The 23,252-nt window shown below is 35.8% G+C and carries 19 protein-coding genes; 11 read left to right on the top strand and 8 right to left on the bottom strand.

Translation table 11 applies throughout. From position 1 onward, the window contains the following. Positions 1–2 precede the first annotated feature (2 nt). From ACEN2F_RS05420 to panC, 4 genes are all read right to left on the bottom strand, one after another. Positions 3–1,646 (bottom strand): carboxylesterase/lipase family protein, encoded by a 1,644-nt coding sequence (locus tag ACEN2F_RS05420; protein WP_441736716.1) that lies wholly within the window; start codon positions 1,644–1,646, stop codon positions 3–5. 37 nt (positions 1,647–1,683) lie between these two features. After that, the gene (radA, locus tag ACEN2F_RS05415) at positions 1,684–3,045 is read right to left on the bottom strand and encodes a DNA repair protein RadA (protein WP_441736715.1); all 1,362 of its coding nucleotides are present in this window, start codon (positions 3,043–3,045) and stop codon (positions 1,684–1,686) included. 363 nt (positions 3,046–3,408) lie between these two features. Next, entirely contained in the window at positions 3,409–3,759 is a 351-nt protein-coding gene (panD, locus tag ACEN2F_RS05410) for an aspartate 1-decarboxylase (RefSeq protein ID WP_441736714.1), read from the bottom strand. A 14-nt stretch (positions 3,760–3,773) separates the two neighbouring features. Continuing rightward, positions 3,774–4,652 (bottom strand): pantoate--beta-alanine ligase, encoded by an 879-nt coding sequence (gene panC, locus ACEN2F_RS05405; RefSeq protein WP_441736713.1) that lies wholly within the window; start codon positions 4,650–4,652, stop codon positions 3,774–3,776. Between the two features lie 78 nt (positions 4,653–4,730). Here panC and ACEN2F_RS05400 point away from each other — a divergent pair, with 78 nt between their 5' ends. The 7 genes from ACEN2F_RS05400 (at position 4,731) to ACEN2F_RS05370 (ending at position 15,824) form a co-directional block, all read left to right on the top strand. Continuing rightward, positions 4,731–5,537: a glycogen/starch synthase gene (locus ACEN2F_RS05400; protein WP_441736712.1), complete on the top strand. Its 807-nt coding sequence runs from the start codon at positions 4,731–4,733 to the stop codon at positions 5,535–5,537. A gap of 21 nt (positions 5,538–5,558) precedes the next feature. Next, positions 5,559–7,148 (top strand): DUF4270 domain-containing protein, encoded by a 1,590-nt coding sequence (locus ACEN2F_RS05395; RefSeq protein WP_441736711.1) that lies wholly within the window; start codon positions 5,559–5,561, stop codon positions 7,146–7,148. Between the two features lie 9 nt (positions 7,149–7,157). Next, entirely contained in the window at positions 7,158–9,005 is a 1,848-nt protein-coding gene (gene glmS / locus ACEN2F_RS05390; protein ID WP_441736710.1) for a glutamine--fructose-6-phosphate transaminase (isomerizing), read from the top strand. A 370-nt stretch (positions 9,006–9,375) separates the two neighbouring features. After that, complete coding sequence (locus ACEN2F_RS05385) at positions 9,376–12,201, top strand: TonB-dependent receptor (RefSeq protein ID WP_441736709.1); 2,826 nt, start codon at positions 9,376–9,378, stop codon at positions 12,199–12,201. 33 nt (positions 12,202–12,234) lie between these two features. Next, complete coding sequence (locus ACEN2F_RS05380; RefSeq protein WP_441736708.1) at positions 12,235–13,704, top strand: SGNH/GDSL hydrolase family protein; 1,470 nt, start codon at positions 12,235–12,237, stop codon at positions 13,702–13,704. Between the two features lie 257 nt (positions 13,705–13,961). Next, positions 13,962–15,473 (top strand): F0F1 ATP synthase subunit beta, encoded by a 1,512-nt coding sequence (gene atpD, locus ACEN2F_RS05375; protein WP_073204939.1) that lies wholly within the window; start codon positions 13,962–13,964, stop codon positions 15,471–15,473. A gap of 69 nt (positions 15,474–15,542) precedes the next feature. Next, on the top strand, positions 15,543–15,824 hold the full coding sequence (locus tag ACEN2F_RS05370; RefSeq protein WP_441736707.1) for a FoF1 ATP synthase subunit delta/epsilon: 282 nt from the start codon (positions 15,543–15,545) through the stop codon (positions 15,822–15,824). Positions 15,825–15,989: 165 nt separating this feature from the next. Here the strand turns inward: ACEN2F_RS05370 and ACEN2F_RS05365 are convergent, their stop codons facing one another. The 4 genes from ACEN2F_RS05365 to ACEN2F_RS05350 all read right to left on the bottom strand — a co-directional run bounded on the left by ACEN2F_RS05365 (position 15,990) and on the right by ACEN2F_RS05350 (position 19,193). Next, positions 15,990–16,199: a helix-turn-helix domain-containing protein gene (locus ACEN2F_RS05365; RefSeq protein ID WP_441736706.1), complete on the bottom strand. Its 210-nt coding sequence runs from the start codon at positions 16,197–16,199 to the stop codon at positions 15,990–15,992. Between the two features lie 2 nt (positions 16,200–16,201). Further along, positions 16,202–16,675, bottom strand: coding sequence for a DUF2975 domain-containing protein (locus ACEN2F_RS05360; RefSeq protein WP_441736705.1), 474 nt, complete (start codon positions 16,673–16,675; stop codon positions 16,202–16,204). A 370-nt stretch (positions 16,676–17,045) separates the two neighbouring features. Beyond that, on the bottom strand, positions 17,046–18,173 hold the full coding sequence (locus tag ACEN2F_RS05355; RefSeq protein WP_441736704.1) for a transporter: 1,128 nt from the start codon (positions 18,171–18,173) through the stop codon (positions 17,046–17,048). 480 nt (positions 18,174–18,653) lie between these two features. Continuing rightward, entirely contained in the window at positions 18,654–19,193 is a 540-nt protein-coding gene (locus ACEN2F_RS05350) for a hypothetical protein (RefSeq protein WP_441736703.1), read from the bottom strand. Between the two features lie 296 nt (positions 19,194–19,489). Here ACEN2F_RS05350 and ACEN2F_RS05345 point away from each other — a divergent pair, with 296 nt between their 5' ends. From ACEN2F_RS05345 to bioA, 4 genes are all read left to right on the top strand, one after another. After that, positions 19,490–20,641 (top strand): aminotransferase class I/II-fold pyridoxal phosphate-dependent enzyme, encoded by a 1,152-nt coding sequence (locus ACEN2F_RS05345; protein WP_441736702.1) that lies wholly within the window; start codon positions 19,490–19,492, stop codon positions 20,639–20,641. A 37-nt stretch (positions 20,642–20,678) separates the two neighbouring features. Beyond that, positions 20,679–21,113, top strand: a complete 435-nt coding sequence (locus ACEN2F_RS05340) for a DUF2007 domain-containing protein (protein ID WP_441736701.1) — start codon at positions 20,679–20,681, stop codon at positions 21,111–21,113. 54 nt (positions 21,114–21,167) lie between these two features. Continuing rightward, on the top strand, positions 21,168–21,785 hold the full coding sequence (gene bioD / locus ACEN2F_RS05335; RefSeq protein WP_441736700.1) for a dethiobiotin synthase: 618 nt from the start codon (positions 21,168–21,170) through the stop codon (positions 21,783–21,785). An 84-nt stretch (positions 21,786–21,869) separates the two neighbouring features. Next, positions 21,870–23,141, top strand: coding sequence for an adenosylmethionine--8-amino-7-oxononanoate transaminase (bioA, locus tag ACEN2F_RS05330; protein WP_441736699.1), 1,272 nt, complete (start codon positions 21,870–21,872; stop codon positions 23,139–23,141). Positions 23,142–23,252: the final 111 nt, after the last annotated feature.

Genomic DNA, 23,252 nt, shown 5'->3' with positions numbered 1-23,252 from the left:
AATTATTTTTTCGAATATTCTTTGTCTAAAAATAAGTAACGGGCGTCGTTCTCTGCTCGTACTGATTTTGAGGTTAAATCGATAATCATGATTTCGGGTTTTTCTTCATTTTTTGCCATTGGCCAAACCGGAAGCTTATCACCATTTGGATTTCCAGTTTTAATAAAATTGGCAAAATAATTCAGCATCGTTTCTGAAACTGCATAATCAGATTCTGTCCAGGCATAGTCTTTATTTCCGGCTAAATTACCCATTGCATATTCGATTTCGGCAGAGTGAACTGCTCCTTTTGGTATTGGTGTTTTTGGAGTGTTTGAATTCTTTTTGATGACACCTCCAGCAAGGCCAGCTTCAAGACTATTGTCTCGCATTTCTGGTCTGGGATGTGTGTAATAATAGCGGTATACTGGTTGCGCACTGTTTTTTCGATGCAAATCAAACCATTTCCAGGTGCTGTAGGCGATAAAACGGTCACCCGATAAATCGGTGGCAGATTGCTCTGTTACTTCCAGAGTTCCTGTTGGGTATAATTTCAATACTTCATCGGCTTTTTTGCCATACAATTCTTTTACTTTTTGAATATAGGTTTCATTACTGATGTCTTTTCCGGCTGTCAAAGCTCTGTAAGTCATTTCTTCGGAGTTCCATCCTAATAATAAAGGAATCATAGCCTGTTGTTTGGCTTCAAAAGTTTCAGGTAGTGTTTTGGTTAAAAAATAACCGTCAATGGTAGTTTTGAAAACGCCTAAACTGCTTCCTAACGATTTTTGGTAAAGTTCTAACGTAGACATTTCACGCAGATTTTTTAAGGAAGTTGCTCCGATTTTTTGGGCATATTCAAGACCTGTTTTTTCGGCTTCGGCCAAAGGAACCGGCGCTAATGTTGGGAATATTGAACCACCGCTTTCGCCAATAGCTCCTGTAATAAGTCCTTTTGATAAAGGAGAAGCCATTTGTGCACTTACGGCAATAGAACCCGCTGATTCTCCTGCGATAGTTACGCGTTTTGGGTCACCTCCGAATTTTGAAATATTGGCTTGTACCCATTTTAAAGCAGCATTTTGATCTAATAATCCGTAGTTTCCAGATGCACGATTCGGTGATTCTTTGGTTAATTCCGGATGGGAGAAAAATCCCCAAATCCCTAATCTATAATTTACGGTTAAGGTTACAATTCCTTTTTTTGCCATATTCTCACCATCATAACGACTTTCTGAGCCATCGCCTGCAGCAAAACCACCACCGTAGAAATACACTAAAACCGGTAATTTTTCATTGGCAGAATTAGCAGGAGACCAAACGTTCAGGTACAAACAATCTTCGCTCATGCCATCACTTCTAAAACCCATATCGCCAAAAACATTAGATTGAATGGCTCGGGGTCCAAATTTTTTGGTTTGCTTTACTCCATTCCAATTTGTAACGGGATGCGGAGCTTTCCATCGTAAATCACCTACTGGTGGTTGTGCGAACGGAATTCCTTTGAAACTTTGAATGTTTGTCTTTATGTCAAATTCTCCTTCAATAATTCCGTTTGCAGTAGTTAGCTGAACAGGAAAAGCATTTTGATTTTCGGCATGTTGCGCTTCCGAAAAGAAAGGAATGAGCAACAGCAGTATTCGGATACAGTTTGTTTTTAGATTCATAGTGTATTATTTTATTTATTTTTTTCTGATAGTTTATTTATCCAAATAGTTCACTCGCTACATCTTCAATTTTCGCTACTAATCGTATTTTGATTCCGGTATTTTTCAACGCAATTTTGTTGTATTTGGATACGAAAATGGTCGAAAAACCTAATTTCTCCGCTTCTTGAATGCGTTGGTCCACACGGTTTACCGGACGTATTTCGCCCGAAAGTCCAACTTCGCCGGCAAAGCAAAAATCTTTATTGACTGCAATATCTTCATTCGAGGATAAAATTGCGGCTACAACAGCCAAATCTATCGCAGGATCATCTACTGAAATTCCTCCGGTTATGTTGAGGAAAACGTCTTTGGCGCCAAGCCTAAAACCGGCTCTTTTCTCTAGAACTGCCAGAATCATATTGAGTCTTTTGGCATTGTAACCCGTGGTGCTGCGTTGTGGAGTTCCATAAACGGCGGTGCTGACCAAGGCTTGGATTTCAATCATCAACGGACGCATACCTTCTAATGTGGAGGCAATTGCGGTTCCTGATAGTTCTTCATCTTTGTGTGAAATCAATATTTCTGATGGATTAGAAACTTCTCGTAATCCGCTTCCTAACATTTCATAAATACCAATTTCGGCAGTGGAACCGAAACGGTTTTTCAACGAACGTAAAATGCGATACACGTGATTTCTGTCGCCTTCAAATTGTAAAACCGTATCGACCATGTGCTCCAATATTTTTGGTCCTGCAATGTTTCCGTCTTTGGTGATATGACCAATCAGAATCACTGGGATATTGGTTTCTTTGGCAAATTTTATCAATTCAGCCGTGGTTTCTCTAATTTGAGAAATACTTCCGGGAGTGGATTCAATATAATCCGTGTGCAAGGTTTGAATGGAATCGATAATAACGATTTCCGGTTCAATCGCTTCAATTTGCTTGAAGATATTTTGTGTTTTGGTTTCGGTCAGAATATAGCAATTGTCTCCGGTTGGAGTGATTCTTTCGGCACGCATTTTTATTTGTTTCTGACTTTCCTCGCCCGAAACATATAAAGTTTTGTAGGGTAACTTTAGAGAAATTTGGAGCAAGAGTGTGCTTTTTCCAATGCCGGGTTCACCGCCTAAAAGTATTAAGGAGCCGGGCACGATTCCGCCACCCAACACGCGATTTAGTTCGCCATCTGTCGTGTCCATCCGGATTTCTTGTGCCGAATCAATTTCGTTTATCCGTAACGGTCTTGGTGCTTTATTACTGGAAGTTGGTTCGCTTTTCCACGCGGTTTTTTCCTGTTTTTGGATGATTTCCTCTGCAATGGTGTTCCATTCTTTACAAGAATTGCATTGTCCTTGCCATTTTGCATATTGTGCGCCACAGTTTTGGCAAAAAAAAGTTGTTTTTACTTTTGACATTATTTTTTTGGTGTTTGACTGATCATATCATCGAATTTTTTCATTATTATGATTTGTAAGGTTACCAGTTTTTTTTGTTAATCAGCAATCAGATGTTTTCGGTTTCTGCATTAAATGATTTCTGTAAGGGCTTACTTTGTGCTAAATAAAAAATGCAAGATAACACAATATTTGCTTTTAGTAGGAAGTCAAAACTAGTTACTATTTAGCAAATATTTGTTTTAGAAGTAAGTCAAAAGTATTTTGATAAAAAAAGGTAGGAAATGGAATCACCAACGCTCTTTTTTTGAATTGCAAAAAGAGCGTCAGGGATTAATATGTTAACTTCTCTATGAATAGAAAAGTTCTTTTTGAAGGAACTATTTAGGTCAATGAATTATCGTTTTCATTTGGGAAAATAACCCATGGTTTGAAGGTTTTGGCATCTTCAAATTCTAGAGTTGCATAGGAAATTATGATAATTATATCATCTTTTTGAACTTTTCTGGCAGCAGGCCCGTTGAGCGTTATAGTTCCTGAATTTCTTTCGCCTTTGATCGCGTAGGTCTCAAAACGTTCTCCGTTATTGATGTTTACGATTGACACTTTCTCACCCTCAATAATATTTGAAGCATCTAGTAATATTTCGTCAATGGTGATGCTTCCAATATAATTCAGATCGGCTCCTGTTACCTTAACGCGGTGAATTTTTGATTTTAAAACTTGAATTTGCATGCTACAAAATTAAATTAATTTAATGAAATGGTATCAATCAAACGGATATTATTGACTACAACGGCAATAAAGGCGCGGTATTTTTTATTTTTATTTTTTCGGGTACATGCTACAAGGGTTTCTTCGTCAGCAATAACGAAATATTCTAGTGTAAAATGAGGATTATCTTGAAATAATTTTTCGACCCATTTTGAAATTTCCGTGCTGCTATTTGTTATAAATTTAGCTTTCACTGAAGCTAATGCTTTAAAAATAATAGTAGCTTCATTTCTTTCAAAGACAGTTAGACGTTCGTTTCTGGAGCTCATGGCAAGGTCGTTAGATTCTCTAAAAATGGGGCAACCAATTATGATGACGTTCAACTTGTTTTTCGCCACCATTTTCTTTACAATTTGCAATTGCTGAAAATCTTTTTCACCAAAATAAGCATTTGTAGGTTCAATAATTTCAAAAAATCGTTTTACAATTGTACCAACTCCATTAAAATGTCCGGGTCTGAACTTGCCTTCCATTTGGTTTTCCAATCCATCAAAATCAAAATGTTCGGATAGTGGTTTTCCATTATAAATATCTTCGATCGCAGGAGCATATAAGATAATATTTGGATTCAAAGCCTCAAGTTTTTTTATGTCGGCATCGAGTGTTCTTGGGTACTTTTCCAGATCTTCCGCATTGTTGAATTGGGTGGGATTTACAAAAATACTCACTACCGTGTGATCATTTTCCGTTAATGATTTTTGCATTAGCGCCAGATGACCTTGGTGTAAAGCACCCATGGTTGGAACAAATCCAATAGTGGATTGTAGGACTTTTAAGGGTTTCAAATAGTCTATTAAAGATGCTTTTCCGTAGAAAATAGGCATGGCAGTATTATTAAAATTAAGTGCAAACATAATATTTTAGTTAATAACTGCATAAATTATTGTAATTTTGCACTGTTTTTATTGCCAATAAATTAAGTAAAATACAATATGAAAGATAAGAGGATATTATACGTATCATCTGAAGTGGTGCCTTATCTCGCTGAAAACGAGGTTTCTTTAATGTCTTATGACGTTCCAAAAATGATAAATGATCAAGGCGGACAGATAAGAATTTTTATGCCAAGGTATGGAAATATTAACGAGAGAAGACATCAATTGCACGAGGTAATCAGATTATCAGGTATGAATTTGGTTGTTAATGATTTGGATATGCCATTGATTATTAAAGTAGCTTCAATACCAAAAGAAAGAATTCAAGTGTATTTTATCGATAACGATGAATATTTCAAACGCAAAGCAACTTTTGCAGATGAAGAAGGTGTAATGTATCCAGATAATGATGAGCGTGCCATTTTCTTTGCAAAAGGTGTGGTTGAAACTGTAAAAAAACTAAATTGGGTACCGGATATTATTCATGTTCATGGCTGGATGGCGGCAATGTTGCCAATATACCTCAAACATTATTATAAAAATGAAGCCTTGTTCTCAGAGACGAAAATTGTTACTTCGGTGTACAGTCAGTCTTTTGAAGGAACGTTAAATAGTGGAATGATTAATAAAGTGAAATTTGACGGCGTTCCCAAAGAAGAAATATCTGACTTAGAAGTTCCGAATTATGAAAACATTATTAAAGCTACTATTAAACACTCTGATGCCGTGATTATTGCTTCGGAAAACCTATCTCCAAGTTTAACAAAATTTATAGAATCTTCAGGGAAACCTTTTTTATCTTTCGTCCCGAAAGATGCATTCGCAGAAGCGTATACTAATTTCTACAGAGACGAGGTTCTTTAAAACTAAACTTTTTTATCAAATATGTACAATAATTCTTTCTTTAGGAAAATTCTGGTAGTGGCAAGTATTGCTTTTTTATATTCTTGCGACAAAGATTATAATGAAATTGGAGCTGATTTAATAGGTGAAAACAATTTTGATCTTGAAAAAGAAACATACGATGTACTAGCGTACAATCAAAAAACAGGAGCAATACAGTCAAATAATCTTGCCGTAAGTCCGTTAGGAATTTACAACAATCCAGATTTTGGTGAAGTAACGGCAAACTACGGAACTCAACTGACATTGGTGACACCTATCACGTCGATAGGAGCAAATCCTTACATAGAAAGTGTTATCTTGACAATACCATATTTTAGTACATTGACCGCCTCATCTGCCACAACTGGGAATGTTTATCGCTTAGATTCAATTTATGGTGCTGATAAAGCTAAAATGAATCTAAGTATATATGAGTCAGGATATTATATGAGAGATGTGGATCCGGTAGGCGGATTTCAACAAGCTCAAAATTATTTTACAAATCAAAACACAGATTTTGATAATGTAAAAGTAGCTGGGCGGTTGAATGACGCAGCTGATACTGCACAAAATGATGCTTTTTTCTTTGATCCTACAGAACGTGTGGTTACCGTTACGGATTCTATAACTAGTGCTGTAACAACTACAAGAACGGCGCCAGGTATGCAGATTAACTTGAACAAAAGCTATTTCAAAACGAGGATAATAAACGCTGTTGCTTCGGGAAAATTAGCAACTAACGATGTTTTTAAAGAATATTTTAGAGGACTATACTTTAAAATGGAGAAAGCCTCAGGAAGTGCCGGTAATTTAGCAATGTTAGATTTAAAAGCTGGAAAAATAACTATTAAGTATAATGAGGATTTGGCTTCAACGACAGGAGGGAGTCCAACAAGAGTTAAAAAAACGATAGTGATGAACCTTACGGGGAATTCTGTAAGTCTGTTAGATAACAATTTTGGAAGTAGCGGGCTTGCCTACAATGCATTGCCAACTACAGGAAACACTTCAGAAGGAGATGAAAAACTATATCTAAAAGGAGGAGAAGGGTCAGTGGCAGTATTAAGCCTTTTTAATACCGCTGGTCAATTAGAAACTATTAGAAATAGTGGCTGGCTAATTAATGAAGCAAATCTTGTTTTTCATATTGATTCGGTGGCCATGAAGGGAAATTATGAACCACAAAGGATTTATTTGTATGATTTTAATAACAATCGTCCAATAGTGGATTATTATATGGATGTGACTGCCAATACTGTAAATCCTAAAAAATCGAAAACTGTTTTTGATGGAAATATTAATATTGACGCCACCACTAAAAAAGGGCTGACATACAAGATTAGAATTACTAATCAAATTCGAAATCTTATTAATAACAAAGATTCAACTAATGTCAAATTAGGAGTTGTTGTTACAGAAGACATTGGTACATTTACTTCTCATAAAGTGAGAAATTCAAGTTCCTATATCACTGGAGCGCCAAAAGCTTCTGTGATGAATCCGTTAGGGACTATATTGTACGGATCTAAGTCTACAGTTCCGATTGACAAGCGATTGAAACTTGAAATTTTTTATACAAAACCTAATTAAGCTAAAAATATGTGTGGAATCGTTGGATATATTGGTTATAGAGAAGCTTATCCTATTGTAATAAAAGGATTAAAAAGGCTGGAGTACAGAGGATACGATAGTGCCGGTGTCATGTTATATGATGGCGAAAACTTAAAACTTTGTAAGACAAAAGGAAAGGTTTCTGATCTGGAGGCCAAGGCGGCTACGAGCATGACTACCAATGGAACAATTGGAATAGGGCATACCCGTTGGGCTACTCATGGAGTTCCTAATGATGTAAATTCACACCCACATGTTTCTAATTCTGGGGATTTGGCTATAATTCACAACGGAATTATTGAGAATTACGCACCTTTAAAAGCAGAGCTGATCAAAAGAGGGTATGTTTTTCATTCTGATACTGATACAGAAGTATTAATTAATCTTATTGAAGAAGTACAGAAAAAAGATAATCTAAAATTAGGTAAAGCAGTACAGGTTGCTTTAAATCAAGTGGTTGGTGCTTATGCAATAGCCGTTTTTGATAAAAAAAATCCAAACGAAATTGTTGCTGCACGATTAGGAAGTCCATTGGCAATTGGTGTTGGTGAAGGAGAATTTTTTATTGCCTCTGATGCATCACCTTTTATAGAATATACTTCGAATGCTGTTTATTTAGAAGATGGTGAAATGGCTAATATTAGGTTGCATAAACCTATGAAAATTCGAAAAATTAAAGATGATTCTTTAGTAAATCCTAATATTCAAGAACTTCAAATGAATTTGGAGCAAATTGAAAAAGGTGGTTACGATCATTTCATGCTAAAAGAAATTTATGAACAACCAAGTGTTATTAAAGATACGTACCGAGGAAGACTTCATGCTAATGAGGGGTTGATTCAAATGTCAGGTGTAGAGGATAATTTAGAAAAATTCCTAAATGCCGACAGAATTATAATTGTTGCTTGTGGTACCTCTTGGCACGCAGGTTTAGTTGCGGAATATATTTTTGAAGAATTTGCCCGTATACCTGTTGAGGTTGAATACGCTTCAGAATTCCGATATAGAAATCCTATAATTAACAGCAAAGATATTGTTATTGCCATTTCCCAATCAGGAGAAACGGCTGATACTATGGCTGCTATAAAGCTGGCCAAAGAAAACGGAGCATTTGTTTTTGGGGTATGTAATGTGGTTGGATCTTCTATTTCTAGAGAGACACATGCAGGTGCTTACACACATGCAGGGCCTGAAATTGGAGTTGCCTCAACAAAAGCTTTTACTACTCAAATTACAGTTTTGACTATGATAGCTTTGCGTTTAGCTAAAGCTAAAGGGACGTTATCAAATTCTGTGTTTCATGCTTATTTACAAGAATTGGAAATTATACCTGAAAAAGTAAAAGAAGCTTTAGAGACAAATGAAAGAGCGAAAGAAATTGCAGCTATGTTCAAAGATGCGCCAAATTGCCTTTATTTAGGTCGAGGATATAATTTTCCTGTAGCACTTGAAGGAGCGTTGAAACTAAAGGAAATCTCCTATATTCATGCCGAAGGATATCCTGCGGCTGAAATGAAACATGGGCCAATTGCACTGATAGACGAACACATGCCAGTAGTTGTTATTGCGCCAAAACAAGGTCATTACGACAAAATCGTCAGTAATATACAAGAGATAAAATCCAGAAGTGGAAAAATTATAGCTGTGGTTACTAAAGGAGATACACAAGTTCGCGAGTTAGCCGATTATGTTATCGAAATACCAGAAACTTCGGATGCTTTATCGCCGTTGATTACTACGATTCCGTTACAGCTCTTGTCGTATCATATTGCTGTTATGCGGGAATGTAATGTAGATCAACCTCGTAATTTAGCAAAATCAGTTACGGTGGAATAAATATATTAGTAACGAAATAGCACTAACAATCAATTTAGTAATACAAACCTCGAAAAGTCTTTCTTTCGAGGTTTTTTTTTGTCTTACATGGCTTGTAAATGACAAATTTAGCATAAATTTTTGCTGTTTTGCCACTTTTATCATATCTCTAAAAATTAATAATAATTTTGTGATAAATGTATTTTTTATATGCATGCATAATGTAATTATGATATTTTATTCTTTATTTTAACATTTAAAAGTAAATTATAAATATAGAATAACATTAAATGAAGCAAAATTACTGATAAATATGAAATTTTTTAGGCTATTTTTTATTAATATCAAAAATATTTGTACTTTGGCTTCCTAAACCAACAAAATATAACCCATGAGAGTGTATTTACTTTTTTTGTCTTTGTTTTTTTGCAGTCTGACCTTTGCTCAAAACTCAATTTCAGGTATTGTTACCGATAGTAACAACCAACCAATTCCTGGTGCCAACATTAAGATTGTTGGAGATGCTTCTGGTACAATTACGGATCTTGATGGTTCATTTGTTTTACAATCCTCTAAAAAACCGCCTTTTTCAATTGAGGTAACCAGTGTGGGGTTTGTTTCTCAAAATATAAATGTTGTTTCCTCTACTCAAAAACTTTCGATAACGCTTTTAGATGAAGAGAACAAACTTGATGAGATTGTGGTTTCTGCCTCAAGAACTCCAGAGAGAGTGATCGAATCGCCCGTTACCATTGAAAGAATGGGGATTCAGCAGGTAAAGAATACGACAGCACCAACCTTTTATGACGGGTTGGAAAACCTAAAAGAGGTGCATTTTAATACGAGTAGTATTTCCTTTAAATCCATCAATACAAGAGGTTTTTCGACTGTAGCCAATACTCGATTCATGCAACTTGTGGACGGAATGGATAATTCTTCTCCAGCCTTAAACTTCGTTTTGGGAAATTTAATTGGACTTTCTGATATTGATGTTGCCAATGTGGAATTACTACCGGGAGCTTCCTCAGCATTATATGGTGCAAATGCTTTCAACGGTATTTTATTTATGAACAGTAAAAATCCTTTTACCAATCAAGGAATCAGTACGTACGTAAAATATGGTCAGACTACGCAAAAAGCAGCTGGAACAAATGATTATTTTGATTTTGGAATCAGAGCTGCAAAAGCCTTTAGCAAACATTTTGCTGCTAAAGGGAATTTTAATTTTTTGAGAGCCACAGAATGGATTGCTGCGGACCAAAGAAGTGTTACTGGTGGATCAATCGGGCATGCTAATAATCAAAACTATGATGGATTAAATTTATATGGTGATGAGGTGACTACGTTTATTAATAATGTAGGTCAGGTAAGCAGAACTGGATACCGCGAACAAGACTTGAATGACAATAAAGTACGTAGTGTGAAAGCAGATTTCTCTTTGCATTTTAAACCATGGGAAGGGGAAACCGAAATTATCTTACAACATAAATTAGGGTTAGGAAGTACTATTTACCAAGGAGCAAATAGATATGCGCTGAATGATTTCTTTATGCAACAAACTAAAATTGAGGTTAAAGGAAAAAACTTCTTCGTAAGAGGGTATGTTACTGATGAAGACGCTGGGAATTCTTACGATATGCGTTTTGCTGCTTGGAATGTTAATAGAGCTGCCAAATCAGATACAGAGTGGTTTACAAACTATGCAACTGCATATCAACTTTCAGGAGCTGTGCTGGGGACTAATGCTCAGGCATCAGCTGCTAATGCAAGAAATTATGCCGATTACAATGTTAAACCTGCCGGGCTTCCTTTTTTACCTACGCCAACTGGAAGTGCAAGATTTGAGCCAGGTTCTGCAGAATTCAAAAGCGCTCTGGCTGCGGCAATAGCGGAGCCGGATCTAACTAAAGGAGCAAAATTTATTGATCAGTCTAAAATTTACCATTCAGATGTAAATTATAATTTTAAAGATTTAATTCAATTCGCGGAAATCCAATTAGGTGGGTCATTCAGACAATATGAAATGAACTCTCAAGGGACAATTTTTACTGACTTTGATGGTCCTTTACGCTATAATGAGTACGGTGCTTATACGCAATTGACTAAAAAATTCTTAGATGACCGATTGAAATTTACAGGATCTGCAAGATATGATAAAAGTCAAAATTTTAATGGAAACATTTCGCCTCGTGTCTCTTTAGTGTATTCTGCAGGAGAGTCAAAGAGACATAATTTTAGAGTTTCGTATCAAACGGGTTTTAGAAACCCAACAACGCAGGATCAGTATATTGGTCTTGACCTTGGGCCATTTGCTTTAATTGGATCTGCTCCTGAAAACTTAGATCGTTTTACAGAGGTTAGAGGAGTTAGTGCGGCAGGACAAGCGATGGGTGTTCCGGCTACTTTAACATTAACAGGGCAAAATGCCTATAATAATTCGTTTACGCTAGCTTCAGTTCAGGCTTTTAGTGCAGCAATAGCTGCAAATCCAGCTAATGTTCCAGCAGCAGCAGCTTTGTTGCAAGTGGCGAATGTGGGACTGGTAAAACCAGAAGAAGTTCAGGCACTTGAGCTAGGATATCGTACGGTTGTGAATAATGATTTATCAATCGATATCAATGGATATTACAATGTGTATAATGATTTCATGAATGTTTCAAGAGTAATCAGTCCTTATTATGGGGATGTTGATACAACATTTGATTTTGGTAATCCGGCAACTTTAGCAACGCTTTCTGCTTTAAGTAACGGAGATAGAAGAGTCTATCAAGTTTATACTAATACTACTGCAAAAATTACTTCTCAAGGTTTTGGTGTAGGATTGTCTAAAAAAGTCTACAAAGATTTTGAGGTTGGTGTAAATTATAACTTTGCCGAATTTAGTTTTGATCAAGCAGAAGACCCAGGTTTTGTTGCCGGTTTCAATACGCCAAAACATAGGGTTAAAGCTTCGGTAGGAAATGATAAATTATTCAAAAATTTTGGTTTTAATATTAATGCGAGATACAACACAGAATATTTATGGCAGTCTTCTTTTGCTGACGGAATTGTTCCTGAAAACACGGTCTTAGATGCTCAAATTAATTATGGTTTTCCAGCTTTAAAATCAGTACTTAAAGTGGGAGCTACGAATATAGGAGGGAAAGATTATATTCAAGTAATTGGAGCAGGTGCAATTGGACAACAGTGGTTTGCTTCTTGGACAATTAATCCTTAATTCAGAAAAGTCAATAATTTTAAAAAATATATTATGATAAAAAATTTCAAATGGCTGTTGTTGATTTCGCTAACCTTCGCAGCATGTAATACCGATGATGAAAATGCTGCCCCAGTTGAGGTACCTATAACTTCGGGAACAGCAAGTTTTTCTAAGTACGTTGCTCTGGGGGATTCATTTGCTGCAGGATACAGTGATGGAGCTCTTTTCAAAAAAGGTCAAGAAAATTCGTATGTCAATATTCTGTCTCAACAGTTCGCTTTAGCTGGCGGTGGGGAATTTAAAATCCCTTACACAAATGACAATATTGGTGGTTTGTTGTTTGGAGGGAATGTCATAGCAACAAATAGATTATATTTTAATGGTTCTGGACCGGTTTCCGTGAGCGGAACGCCTACAACTGAAATTACAAATAAAGTAGTGGGACCTATTAATAACCTAGGTGTTCCGGGGGCTAAAAGTTATCATTTAGTAGCTCCTGGATATGGAAGCTTAGCCGGAGTAGCTACAGGAGCAGCTAATCCTTATTTTGCTCGTTTTGCTTCAGCTTCAGGAACAACTGTTTTAGCAGATGCCCTGACTCAAACACCTACATTTTTCTCCTTGTGGATTGGGGGTAACGATGTCTTGACGTACGCAACCAGTGGTGGTATTGGAGTGAACAGAACTGGAAATGGTAATCCTGCCACTTACGGGTCTAATGATATTACAGATCCAACTGTTTTTGCAACTGTTTTTACCGGATTAGTGAATGCCTTAACCGCTAATGGAGCAAAAGGTGTGGTTGCTAATCTTCCTTATGTAACTACACTTCCATATTTTACAACAGTTCCTTATAATCCAGTTCCATTGACGGCAGCCGCGGCTGTGCAACTAAATACGGGTTATGCTACTTATAATGGCGGTTTGCAAGCCATGGTTACTAATGGTTTGCTTACTGCCGCTGAAGCAACCAGAAGAACCGTTAAGTTCGCTGCTGGAGCAAATGCGGTTGTGATTGTTGATAGTTATTTGACAAATTTGACAGCGTATGGAGTTCCTTCCTACAGACAAGCAACTAAAGAAGATCTTTTAGTATTGACCTCAAGAAATTTTATAGGAACATTAGTAGGTGGTAATGCTGCTGCTGTAAATGGCGTTTCGGTACCTCTTGCTGATAATTGGGTTTTGTCTAAAGATGAAGTTGCCGAAGTAAAAGTGGCTACAGATGCTTACAATGTTACCATAAAATCAGCGGCTGATGCCAAAGGGTTGGCTTTTGTTGATACTAAAGCAATTATGGCTCAGCTGTCCACAAGTGGAATTCGTTTTGGGAATTTTCATATCACGGCAGCTTATGTTACCGGCGGTGCATTTTCACTCGATGGTGTTCATCCTAGTGCAAGAGGATATGCATTAATAGCTAATTATTTTGCTAGTTCTATTAATGCTACATATGCAGCGACGTTGAGACCAGTTGATTTAGGCCTTTATCCTATTCAGTATTCAGCATCAATTCAATAACAGGAATTTGTTTCATTTATAAAAAACAACCACCCGTTTATGACGCGGTGGTTGTTTCATTTAATGATTCTAGGATCTTTTGATCGTTTCTAAGTCATTTCTAAACAATCGATTAAAAAAAACCTTTTTTTATAAAAAAAGATATTGATTTTATATTTTAAAAATTATCTTTGCACACTGAAAAAAGTGTCTAATCGATATGTTTCGATTGGTTCTGTTTCATAAACCTAAATAGCTATTTAATAAACACATAAGTAATGTCAAAAGTAATAGGAAAAGTTGCCCAAATCATTGGCCCAGTAGTTGACGTTGTTTTCAACGGTAAGGATGTTGAACTTCCAAAAATTTATGATTCATTAGAAATCACAAAAAAAGACGGTACATTATTAGTACTTGAAGTACAATCTCACATTGGTGAAAACACAGTACGTACCATTTCGATGGACTCAACAGATGGTTTGAGTAGAGGTTATGAAGTAGTTGGGACAGGAAATCCTATTCAAATGCCAATTGGAGCGGATGTTTACGGACGTTTATTCAACGTAATTGGAGATGCCATTGATGGTTTAGGAAATTTGCCAAAAACCGGAGAAAACGGAATGTCTATTCACAGACAAGCACCAAAATTCGAAGATTTATCTACTTCTTCTGAAGTTTTATTCACAGGTATTAAAGTAATCGATTTAATTGAGCCGTACTCAAAAGGTGGTAAAATTGGATTGTTTGGTGGTGCTGGAGTTGGTAAAACAGTTTTGATTCAGGAGTTGATTAACAATATAGCTAAAGGTCACGGTGGACTTTCTGTATTCGCAGGAGTAGGAGAAAGAACACGTGAAGGGAATGACTTACTTCGCGAGATGTTAGAGTCAGGAATTATAAAATACGGGGATGAATTCATGCACTCTATGGAAAATGGAGGATGGGATTTATCTAAAGTGGATATGCCAGGAATGAGAGAGTCCAAAGCTACTTTCGTTTTCGGTCAAATGAATGAGCCTCCAGGAGCTCGTGCTCGTGTGGCGCTTTCTGGATTGTCTATCGCTGAATATTTCCGTGATGGAGCAGGAACTGATCAAGGGAAAGATGTATTGTTCTTCGTGGATAACATCTTCCGTTTTACACAAGCAGGTTCTGAGGTTTCGGCTCTTTTAGGTCGTATGCCATCTGCGGTAGGATACCAACCAACATTAGCAACTGAAATGGGTGCTATGCAAGAGCGTATTACCTCTACAAACAAAGGTTCTATTACATCTGTACAAGCGGTTTACGTTCCTGCGGATGATTTAACGGATCCAGCTCCGGCTACAACATTTGCTCACCTTGACGCAACAACAGTATTGTCTCGTAAAATTGCAGAGTTAGGTATTTATCCTGCAGTGGATCCATTGGATTCAACTTCAAGAATCCTAACACCACAAATTTTGGGTGATGAGCACTATGACTGTGCGCAAAGAGTAAAAGAAATTTTGCAAAAATACAAACAACTACAAGATATCATTGCGATCCTTGGTATGGAAGAATTATCTGAAGAAGATAAATTAGCCGTTTCAAGAGCACGTCGTGTGCAACGTTTCTTGTCTCAGCCTTTCCACGTTGCAGAGCAATTTACAGGGTTAAAAGGAGTGTTAGTTGATATCAAAGATACTATCAAAGGATTTAATATGATTATTGACGGTGAATTAGATCACTTGCCAGAATCCGCTTTTAACCTTAAAGGTACGATTGAAGAGGCTATCGAAGCTGGAGAAAAAATGTTAGCAGAAGCATAAATTAGTGTTCAGTGTTCAGTCTCAGTATTCAGTACTGTGACTGTAAACTGAGACTGTAAACTAAAAAGTATGTTATTAGAAATAGTATCACCAGAAGCAAAATTGTTTTCAGCAGAAGTTACTTCGGTAACACTGCCAGGAGTTGATGGGAGCTTTCAGATTTTGAATAACCACGCGCCAATTGTTTCTATTCTAGAAAATGGTGTTGTGAAAATTACAGCTTCAAACTTTGCTTTTGCAAAAGAAGTAGCTGGTAAATTTACCAAGCTGGATGCCCAAAATTATACACTTGCTATCAATTCAGGAACAATTGAAATGAAAGACAACAAAGTTATTGTTTTAGTTGACTAAGATGATTTCCGATATATAAATGAAAGCCTCGCAATTTGTGAGGCTTTTTTTTTTGGAGCTATTTCCAGCTGTCCACTATATCTTTTGTAAAACTTCCAGCCAAAGGCTTGCAGCTTTACAAAAGGATGCCGTTTCCATCTGGGCTAAAATACAGAGAACAGGAAATTATTCGTCTCTTGTAAACTCCATAATGTCTCCGGGTTGACATTCCAGTATTTCGCAGATCAATTCTAAAGTCGAAAACCGAATCGCTTTTGCTTTCCCGGTTTTCAAGATAGACAGATTAGCGGTTGTGATTCCCATTCGTTCCGCTAATTCATTGGAACGCATCTTTCGCTTGGCGAGCATTATGTCTAAGTTGATTATAATAGACATGCTTATATTGTTAGATTATTTTCCGCCTCAATACTATTTCCTTTTTTAATAACATCAGAGAATGCTAATAATCCAATGCCAATTGCTAGTAATAATAAATCCATAATTATATTAGATAGTGTTTCGACATCTTGTGATTGATTCATGCCTAACAATGTAATTATAATTCCAGAAACACTTAATACTAATAAAAGATAGCCGCTTCTGTTAAATCTTTCTGAGCTTTTGAAATTAAAAAAACCTTCTTTAATAAATCCTTGTAGCCCTTTTTGTATGTTAAAAAGTGCAAATATTAAAATAGCAATGCGCATCAACATTACATAAGGACTAAAATTTCCGAAAATGGAATCTTTGTACATTAAAGTTATTGCTTCATTAGATAGGTTATACCGTAAAACTTCGTTTATTGGAACTGCTAAGATTAATAATGCTATAAATATTTTTAATACCCAATTTAAAATAATAATTTTTTTCATAATAGTTTTTTTTAGTTTCAACAAATATATAAAAATTATTGATAAACAATAATTAAATATTTTAAAACAATAAAATTAATATAAAAAATTAATTCCAAGTACTTTTCATGTTTCTTTTTTTATTCTAATTCTGAAATAGAAACTGTTCCAAAGAGGAGTCTTTTTTTTTAATATTTTTATATATTAAAAAAGCCTAACAGGTTTCCAACATCTGTTAGGCTTGAGCTGATAAAGAATTTTTAAACAAACCTTTAAAATAAATCATCAACCGTGGAATTCAATTTATGAGTTTCTGGAAATCATGTTTTAAGATGTGTTTCATTATTGATTCAGGAGTGCTCACCTACTCCCTTTTTTCTATAATTTCTATTTAAAATCTGGTTGATATACCAATGTTAATGGTGTAATCAGCAAATGCGGCGTCACCCTGAACATGAGTGCCTGTTGTAGCTGAATTCTCTTTATCGGTTACACTTTGCGTACGGTTGCGAACCACTGCAAAGGGTACTGATGCAAAAAGGATAACTTTTTTATATTCATAGTTTACAGATGGCTCTACTGACCAAATGTATCCCGGGCGACGGAAATCACCGCTGCCTCCCACAAGATCATGAACGGGAATTCCTTCTAAGCGGGCGCCTGCGGCTAGAGACAATCCTTTTATTTGGTTTACAGAATAGTTTAAACCAGCTCTGAACATGTACTGATCTGGTACACTCATAATCGCTTCATTTGCTAGCCGTGAAGCTAATGTTTCTCTGTAGGTTCTCGTTCCGTTTTGTTCACGTGGATTTATCAAATAATAGAAATTACCATAAACACCAAAGTTTTCTATGAAGTTATAATATGCATTTAATTCAAAAGTAAATCCAGTACCACCGTCACCTAACTGGATGGATTGATCTACGGGGCGCAATTCTTTTGTTCTGTTTGGACCTACATTATAAAAATAATCTTTGTAGTTGTAATCACCGGTTGGTAACTTTATCCCTAATCCTAATTGGATATTTCCTTTTGTGCTTTTTGCAGGATCTAACATCCATCGGTAAGCGGCAAATCTTATGTCGCCAATGCCAAACGAACTGGTAGAATTCCGTTCTCTTTTTACATAAGTACCGTTGACTAATCCATGTTCGTACAGCGAAGAACGAACGTTGTTTGAAATGGGTAGATCGACCATAACGGACCAGCGATTGCTCAATATTCGAGTCAGTGAAAGATTGAAAACAGAAGTATAATTGATTACTTCTGTTTTTTGAAGCAACCTATCTTTGTTTTCTTCTCTTCCAGAAAAGTGTCTGAATGATCTAAAATAGCGACCGCTGCTGGCAAATTGCCATCCGGAAACGGTAGTGCTGTCAGTATGAATCGACATGCAACTTGTCGCATTACCTTTAATAGCAACACATCCTTGTGCTGATATCTTTTGGGCATTAAATGCAGTTGCTATGAATAGAATAAATGTACAAACGGATTGTAAAGTGGATGAATTTTTCAAGTTTTGGTTTTATTATGGTTAATGATTTAATTTAAGCATACGGCAACTTCTTCCAGAGAGAAAGTAAGTGTCAAAAAATAATGGTTGGTTGATAGGTAGTGTCGCTCTATAACAGGTTTTACTGTTGGCTTTCGCCAAAGATTCGCGTGTAATTTTACAAGGCAAAGTTGAAGAATGAACGCTTTTCTTTAAAATAAAGAATGCAATTCAAAAATTCAAATTTTAAAGTGCTAATCAATTTAAGTCAGGATACTGAAAGCTATTTGCACAAAATGGACCAGAATAGAAATAATATAACTCATTGAAATCATTCAGAAAAATGATTAGAAAAATACAAAAGTTATTTTGCGTTTTTAGCGGTCGTAATTTCTAACGAAAGGTTTAATAGAAGTACAGATTTAGCTCAAAGAAATCGTGAATTATCGTGACTTTACAAATGCCAGATAAAAGCGAATAACTTCACTAAAAATAAAAGAAGATTTAAACGAAATCGGGTGGGGTATACGATAAAGCAAGGTATCCTGAGTGTAAGGACGGTGTAGGACTTTCATTAAATGCTACAAGCACTGCTTCCTTTTCGGGTGAAAAAGTAATACAAACGGCTGTATTTGGTACGTAATCTTTCAGGAAAGATTTTAATAGTTTTTTAACCGGAGACTCTTTTGATGAGGATCCGTTGAATAATTGATTGTCTACAATATCTTTTAAATCCTGGTTTATTGCATCTTGATGAGAATTGCGCAGGTAATACAGACTAAGTATGTTGTTTTGAATTCTTTTTTTGAAAATGTGATAACTCTTGTTGTTGATGACAACATCTTCATTGACATACTCAAAATCAGTATCTTCGATAAAAGAGTATAAAGTGGCATTTAATTGGATTACTTGAAACTCTGAATCGTTTCTTTTTTCCATAGCGGATACCCAAGCTTGCTCTTCTTGATAAGCAAACATCAGATAGTATCCCATCACGTTGTAGAACAACGTTACTAGTAAAAAAAGTGATGCAATTCGTTTCATATGGGCCGAAAGTAGAAAACTATTTCATAGGTTGATATCTCCGATATTAATTTTAAGTTTTTTTTAACATAATTTTATGAAAGTTGTAAATCGAAACCGTTTTCGGAAAAATTTGTATAATTTTTTTCCATTGGTTTATTCTAGTTGTTAATTTTTAATGGATTTAATTTTATTGATGAAGAAGCCAAATTTAGGTTTAGAGAAAAAAATTTGTTTTTTTTTAAATTTTTGATAGAAAATTAAACAATTGGGACACAAAATCCATAAACCAAAAAAGATGCTTATTTTTGCTGACTATGAAACATTTTCCAGAAAATCTGTCCGCTAAACTTGAAATTCGAAAGCAGCATAATGCGTTGCGAAAATTACCTTTGTTAAGCAAAAGGATTGATTTTTCTTCGAATGATTATTTAGGGCTTTCCCAGTCTGAAATTATTTTTAAGGAGACGCACGAGTTTTTAATTCGCAATAAAATCACTCAAAACGGAGCAACCGGTTCCCGCTTATTGTCTGGAAACCATAAATTGTATCAAGAAACAGAAGACTTTATTGCTGAGTTCCATCAATCAGAAACAGCGCTAATTTTTAATTCGGGTTATGATGCTAATGTTGGATTCTTTGGCTCGGTTCCACAAAAAGGAGATTTGATTTTATACGATGAGTTGTGCCATGCTTCTATTCGGGACGGAATTCAATTGTCGAATGCGAAAGCCTATAAGTTCAACCATAATGATTTTGAAGATTTAGAAAAGTTAATTATACGGAATCCAAACATTACGATTTATATCGTAACCGAATCTATTTTTTCGATGGATGGTGATTGTCCAAATCTTGAAGAATTAATTTTGGTTTCAAATAAACATACTTGTTATCTTGTTGTTGATGAAGCGCATGCTTTAGGAGTTTTTGGTGCAGAAGGCCAAGGATTTGTTCAAATGTTGAGCTTGCAAGATCACGTTTTTGCTCGCATTATGACTTTCGGGAAAGGATTGGGTTGTCATGGAGCAGCGATTTTAGGTTCAGTTGAATTGAAGGATTATTTGGTAAATTTTGCCCGAAGTTTTATTTATACCACTGGGCTTTCGCCGCATTCGGTTGCTACGATTTTGGTTGCCTATCAATTTTTAGAAAAAAATAAAAAAAATATAGAAGTACTTCGAGGAAACATCATTCATTTCAATCAGGAAAAGAATATGTTGGGATTAAAGCCGCTTTTCGTTCGAAGCAAATCAGCGATACAATCGGCTATAATCCCGGGAAATGAAAAAGTAAAAGCAATTGCTAACCAACTGCAGGAAAAGGGATTTGATGTAAAAGCGATACTTTCGCCAACCGTTCCCGAAGGGCAGGAACGTCTGCGTTTTTGTTTGCACAGTTATAATTCGCAAGAGGAAATCACGGAAGTGTTGCGATTGTTGAGTACTTTTGTTTTTATGGCACGCGGATAATACGGATTAAGCGGATTTTAATTTTTAAGCAGTAATAATGACTGAAATTTTACACAAAGAATTATCGGAATCTATTTTTAAGTTAATTGGAATCTATCAGTATTCATCAGAAGCGATAATTTTTAAAGGAAAACTAGAGTCAGAAGGGATTGAAGTATTTATGCGAGATAATAATACTGTTGATGCAAATCCAATGTATAGTAATGCTATTGGTGGTGTGAAACTTTTTGTGAGGAATGAAGATTTTATTGAAGGAAGTAGGATTATTTCTCAAATAAGCACGTATTCGCTGAATGAAGAAAATCAGCTGATTAAATGTCCAAAGTGTGGTGTTGAGCAAATTAACATGGTAACTTCAATTAATGATTTAAAATCATTACTCTCCTTTGTTTTTTCACTTCTTATTGTCGTAATACCTTTTTATTCTAAACATAAGTATAAATGCAATAAGTGTAAATTTGAATTTAATTAAATTTTAAAAATCCGTGACAATCAGTTAAATCTGTGTCATCCGTGTGCTAATTATATGAAACTATTTATAACAGGAATTGGAACCGATGTAGGTAAAACCATCGCGTCAGCCATTGTAACAGAAGCTTTAGAAGCTGATTATTGGAAACCCATTCAAGCGGGAGATCTTGAAAACTCTGACAGCCATAAAGTCAAATCATTTTTGTCTAATGAAAAAACGGTAATTCATCCTAATAGTTATGCTTTGAATACGCCAGCAAGTCCCCATTTTGCTGCTGAATTGGACCGAATTTCCATTCATCTAGATAAAATCATCGAACCCAAAACAGAAAATCATTTGGTCATTGAAGGTGCGGGAGGCGTTTTTGTCCCGTTAAATTCAAAGGAGTGTGTGATTGATTTAATCCAGCCTGATTATAAAGTGATTGTGGTTTCCCGACATTATTTAGGAAGTATCAATCATACGTTATTGACCATTGAAGCTTTACAAAACAGAAAAATAGTAGTTGCCGGAATAGTTTTCTCTGGAGATGAAAACAAAGCTACTGAAGCAATAATATTGAGTAAAACGGGAGTATATTGCATTGGAAGAATAGAACAAGAACCCTATTTTGATCAAAATGTAATTAAAGAATACGCTGATTTTTTTAAAGAACAGCTATTGAGTTTGTAAAAGTCAAGAATCAAGAGGAAAGAATCAAGACTTGTTTTTTGTTTTTTCTCGCTTCTTGTAACTTGCTTCCTTTATCTTTGTAAGATGAATTTAACTGAAAGAGACCGTCAACATCTTTGGCATCCATACACTCAACACAAAACTGCAGCGTTACCAATTGCCATTAAAAAAGGGAAAGGCGCCTTACTTTGGGACGAAAATAACAAAGAATATATTGATGCGATTGCCTCGTGGTGGGTGAATCCGTATGGACATTCCAATACATTTATTGCTGATGCCATTTACAAACAACTCACGACATTAGAGCATGTGCTTTTTGGTGGATTTACACACGAACCTGCTATCTTGGTAGCTGAGAAGTTGATGGAAACTTTACCTAAAAACCAACGAAAAATATTCTTTTCTGATAATGGATCTACAGCAGTTGAAGTAGCGATAAAAGTTGCACTACAGTATTTTTTCAACAAAGGAGAAAAGAGAACGACGATTATTGCTTTCGAAAATGCATTTCACGGGGATACCTTTGGCGCTATGGCAGCAAGTGGAATCTCGTTTTTTATAGAAGCTTTTCAAGGAATGTTTATTGATGTGGTTCGGATTCCAGTTCCGGTGAAAGGACAGGAGCAGGAAAGTTTTGATGCGTTACAATCAGTTATAGAAAACAACAATTGTGCGGGTTTTATTTTTGAGCCTTTGGTTCAGGGAGCTGCAGGAATGGTGATGTATGAACCGGAATCGTTAGATAAACTAATGCAAATTTGTCAAGAAAATAAAGTCCTTACCATTGCAGATGAAGTGATGACAGGCTTTGGCAAAACGGGAAAAACGTTTGCAACGGATTATTTGATTCAAAAACCAGATATGATGTGTTTGTCCAAAGCATTAACAGGAGGAACAATTCCTATGGCGATTACAACTTTTACGCAGGATTTATTTGATGCTTTTTATGATGACGATATAAATAAAGCCTTGTTTCATGGACACACCTTTACAGCAAATCCAACAGGTTGTGCTGCGGCTTTGGCGAGTATAGAATTGTTGCAAACCAATGAAATGCAAGCTAATTTAGTTCGGGTCAATCACAAGCATTTGGAATTTCAAGAGCGTATTAAAAACCATCCAAAAGTAACGACAACACGAGTGCTGGGAGTCATTTTTGCTTTAGAAATAAAAACCGAAAGTTTAGCCAGTTATTATGGATCATTGCGCAATAAACTCTATGATTTTTTTATCGAAAACGGAGTAATTCTGCGCCCTGTTGGTAACATAGTTTACATTTTGCCTCCTTACATTATTACCGATGAGCAATTGGATAAAATATATCAAGTTGTCGAAAATGCTTTAGAAATAGTCTAGTTTTGCCTTCAAAGTTATTACACAAAGATCCACAAAGATAACGCAGAGACTCACAAAGAAACAGGATTAAAAACTTTCTTTAGTGATAGTAAAACGTGCGCATGTTTGAAT

Source organism: Flavobacterium sp. W20_MBD1_R3, assembly GCF_052119725.1.
Classification (GTDB): Bacteria; Bacteroidota; Bacteroidia; order Flavobacteriales; family Flavobacteriaceae; genus Flavobacterium.
This window is presented reverse-complemented; position numbering and strand designations above follow the sequence as displayed.

Coding starts and splice junctions, on each gene's coding strand:
- ACEN2F_RS05420 (WP_441736716.1), bottom strand. CDS start 1,646: ATGAATCTAAAAACAAACTGTATCCGAATACTGCTGTTGCTCATTCCT.
- radA (WP_441736715.1), bottom strand. CDS start 3,045: ATGTCAAAAGTAAAAACAACTTTTTTTTGCCAAAACTGTGGCGCACAA.
- panD (WP_441736714.1), bottom strand. CDS start 3,759: ATGCAAATTCAAGTTTTAAAATCAAAAATTCACCGCGTTAAGGTAACA.
- panC (WP_441736713.1), bottom strand. CDS start 4,652: ATGTTTGCACTTAATTTTAATAATACTGCCATGCCTATTTTCTACGGA.
- ACEN2F_RS05400 (WP_441736712.1), top strand. CDS start 4,731: ATGAAAGATAAGAGGATATTATACGTATCATCTGAAGTGGTGCCTTAT.
- ACEN2F_RS05395 (WP_441736711.1), top strand. CDS start 5,559: ATGTACAATAATTCTTTCTTTAGGAAAATTCTGGTAGTGGCAAGTATT.
- glmS (WP_441736710.1), top strand. CDS start 7,158: ATGTGTGGAATCGTTGGATATATTGGTTATAGAGAAGCTTATCCTATT.
- ACEN2F_RS05385 (WP_441736709.1), top strand. CDS start 9,376: ATGAGAGTGTATTTACTTTTTTTGTCTTTGTTTTTTTGCAGTCTGACC.
- ACEN2F_RS05380 (WP_441736708.1), top strand. CDS start 12,235: ATGATAAAAAATTTCAAATGGCTGTTGTTGATTTCGCTAACCTTCGCA.
- atpD (WP_073204939.1), top strand. CDS start 13,962: ATGTCAAAAGTAATAGGAAAAGTTGCCCAAATCATTGGCCCAGTAGTT.
- ACEN2F_RS05370 (WP_441736707.1), top strand. CDS start 15,543: ATGTTATTAGAAATAGTATCACCAGAAGCAAAATTGTTTTCAGCAGAA.
- ACEN2F_RS05365 (WP_441736706.1), bottom strand. CDS start 16,199: ATGTCTATTATAATCAACTTAGACATAATGCTCGCCAAGCGAAAGATG.
- ACEN2F_RS05360 (WP_441736705.1), bottom strand. CDS start 16,675: ATGAAAAAAATTATTATTTTAAATTGGGTATTAAAAATATTTATAGCA.
- ACEN2F_RS05350 (WP_441736703.1), bottom strand. CDS start 19,193: ATGAAACGAATTGCATCACTTTTTTTACTAGTAACGTTGTTCTACAAC.
- ACEN2F_RS05345 (WP_441736702.1), top strand. CDS start 19,490: ATGAAACATTTTCCAGAAAATCTGTCCGCTAAACTTGAAATTCGAAAG.
- ACEN2F_RS05340 (WP_441736701.1), top strand. CDS start 20,679: ATGACTGAAATTTTACACAAAGAATTATCGGAATCTATTTTTAAGTTA.
- bioD (WP_441736700.1), top strand. CDS start 21,168: ATGAAACTATTTATAACAGGAATTGGAACCGATGTAGGTAAAACCATC.
- bioA (WP_441736699.1), top strand. CDS start 21,870: ATGAATTTAACTGAAAGAGACCGTCAACATCTTTGGCATCCATACACT.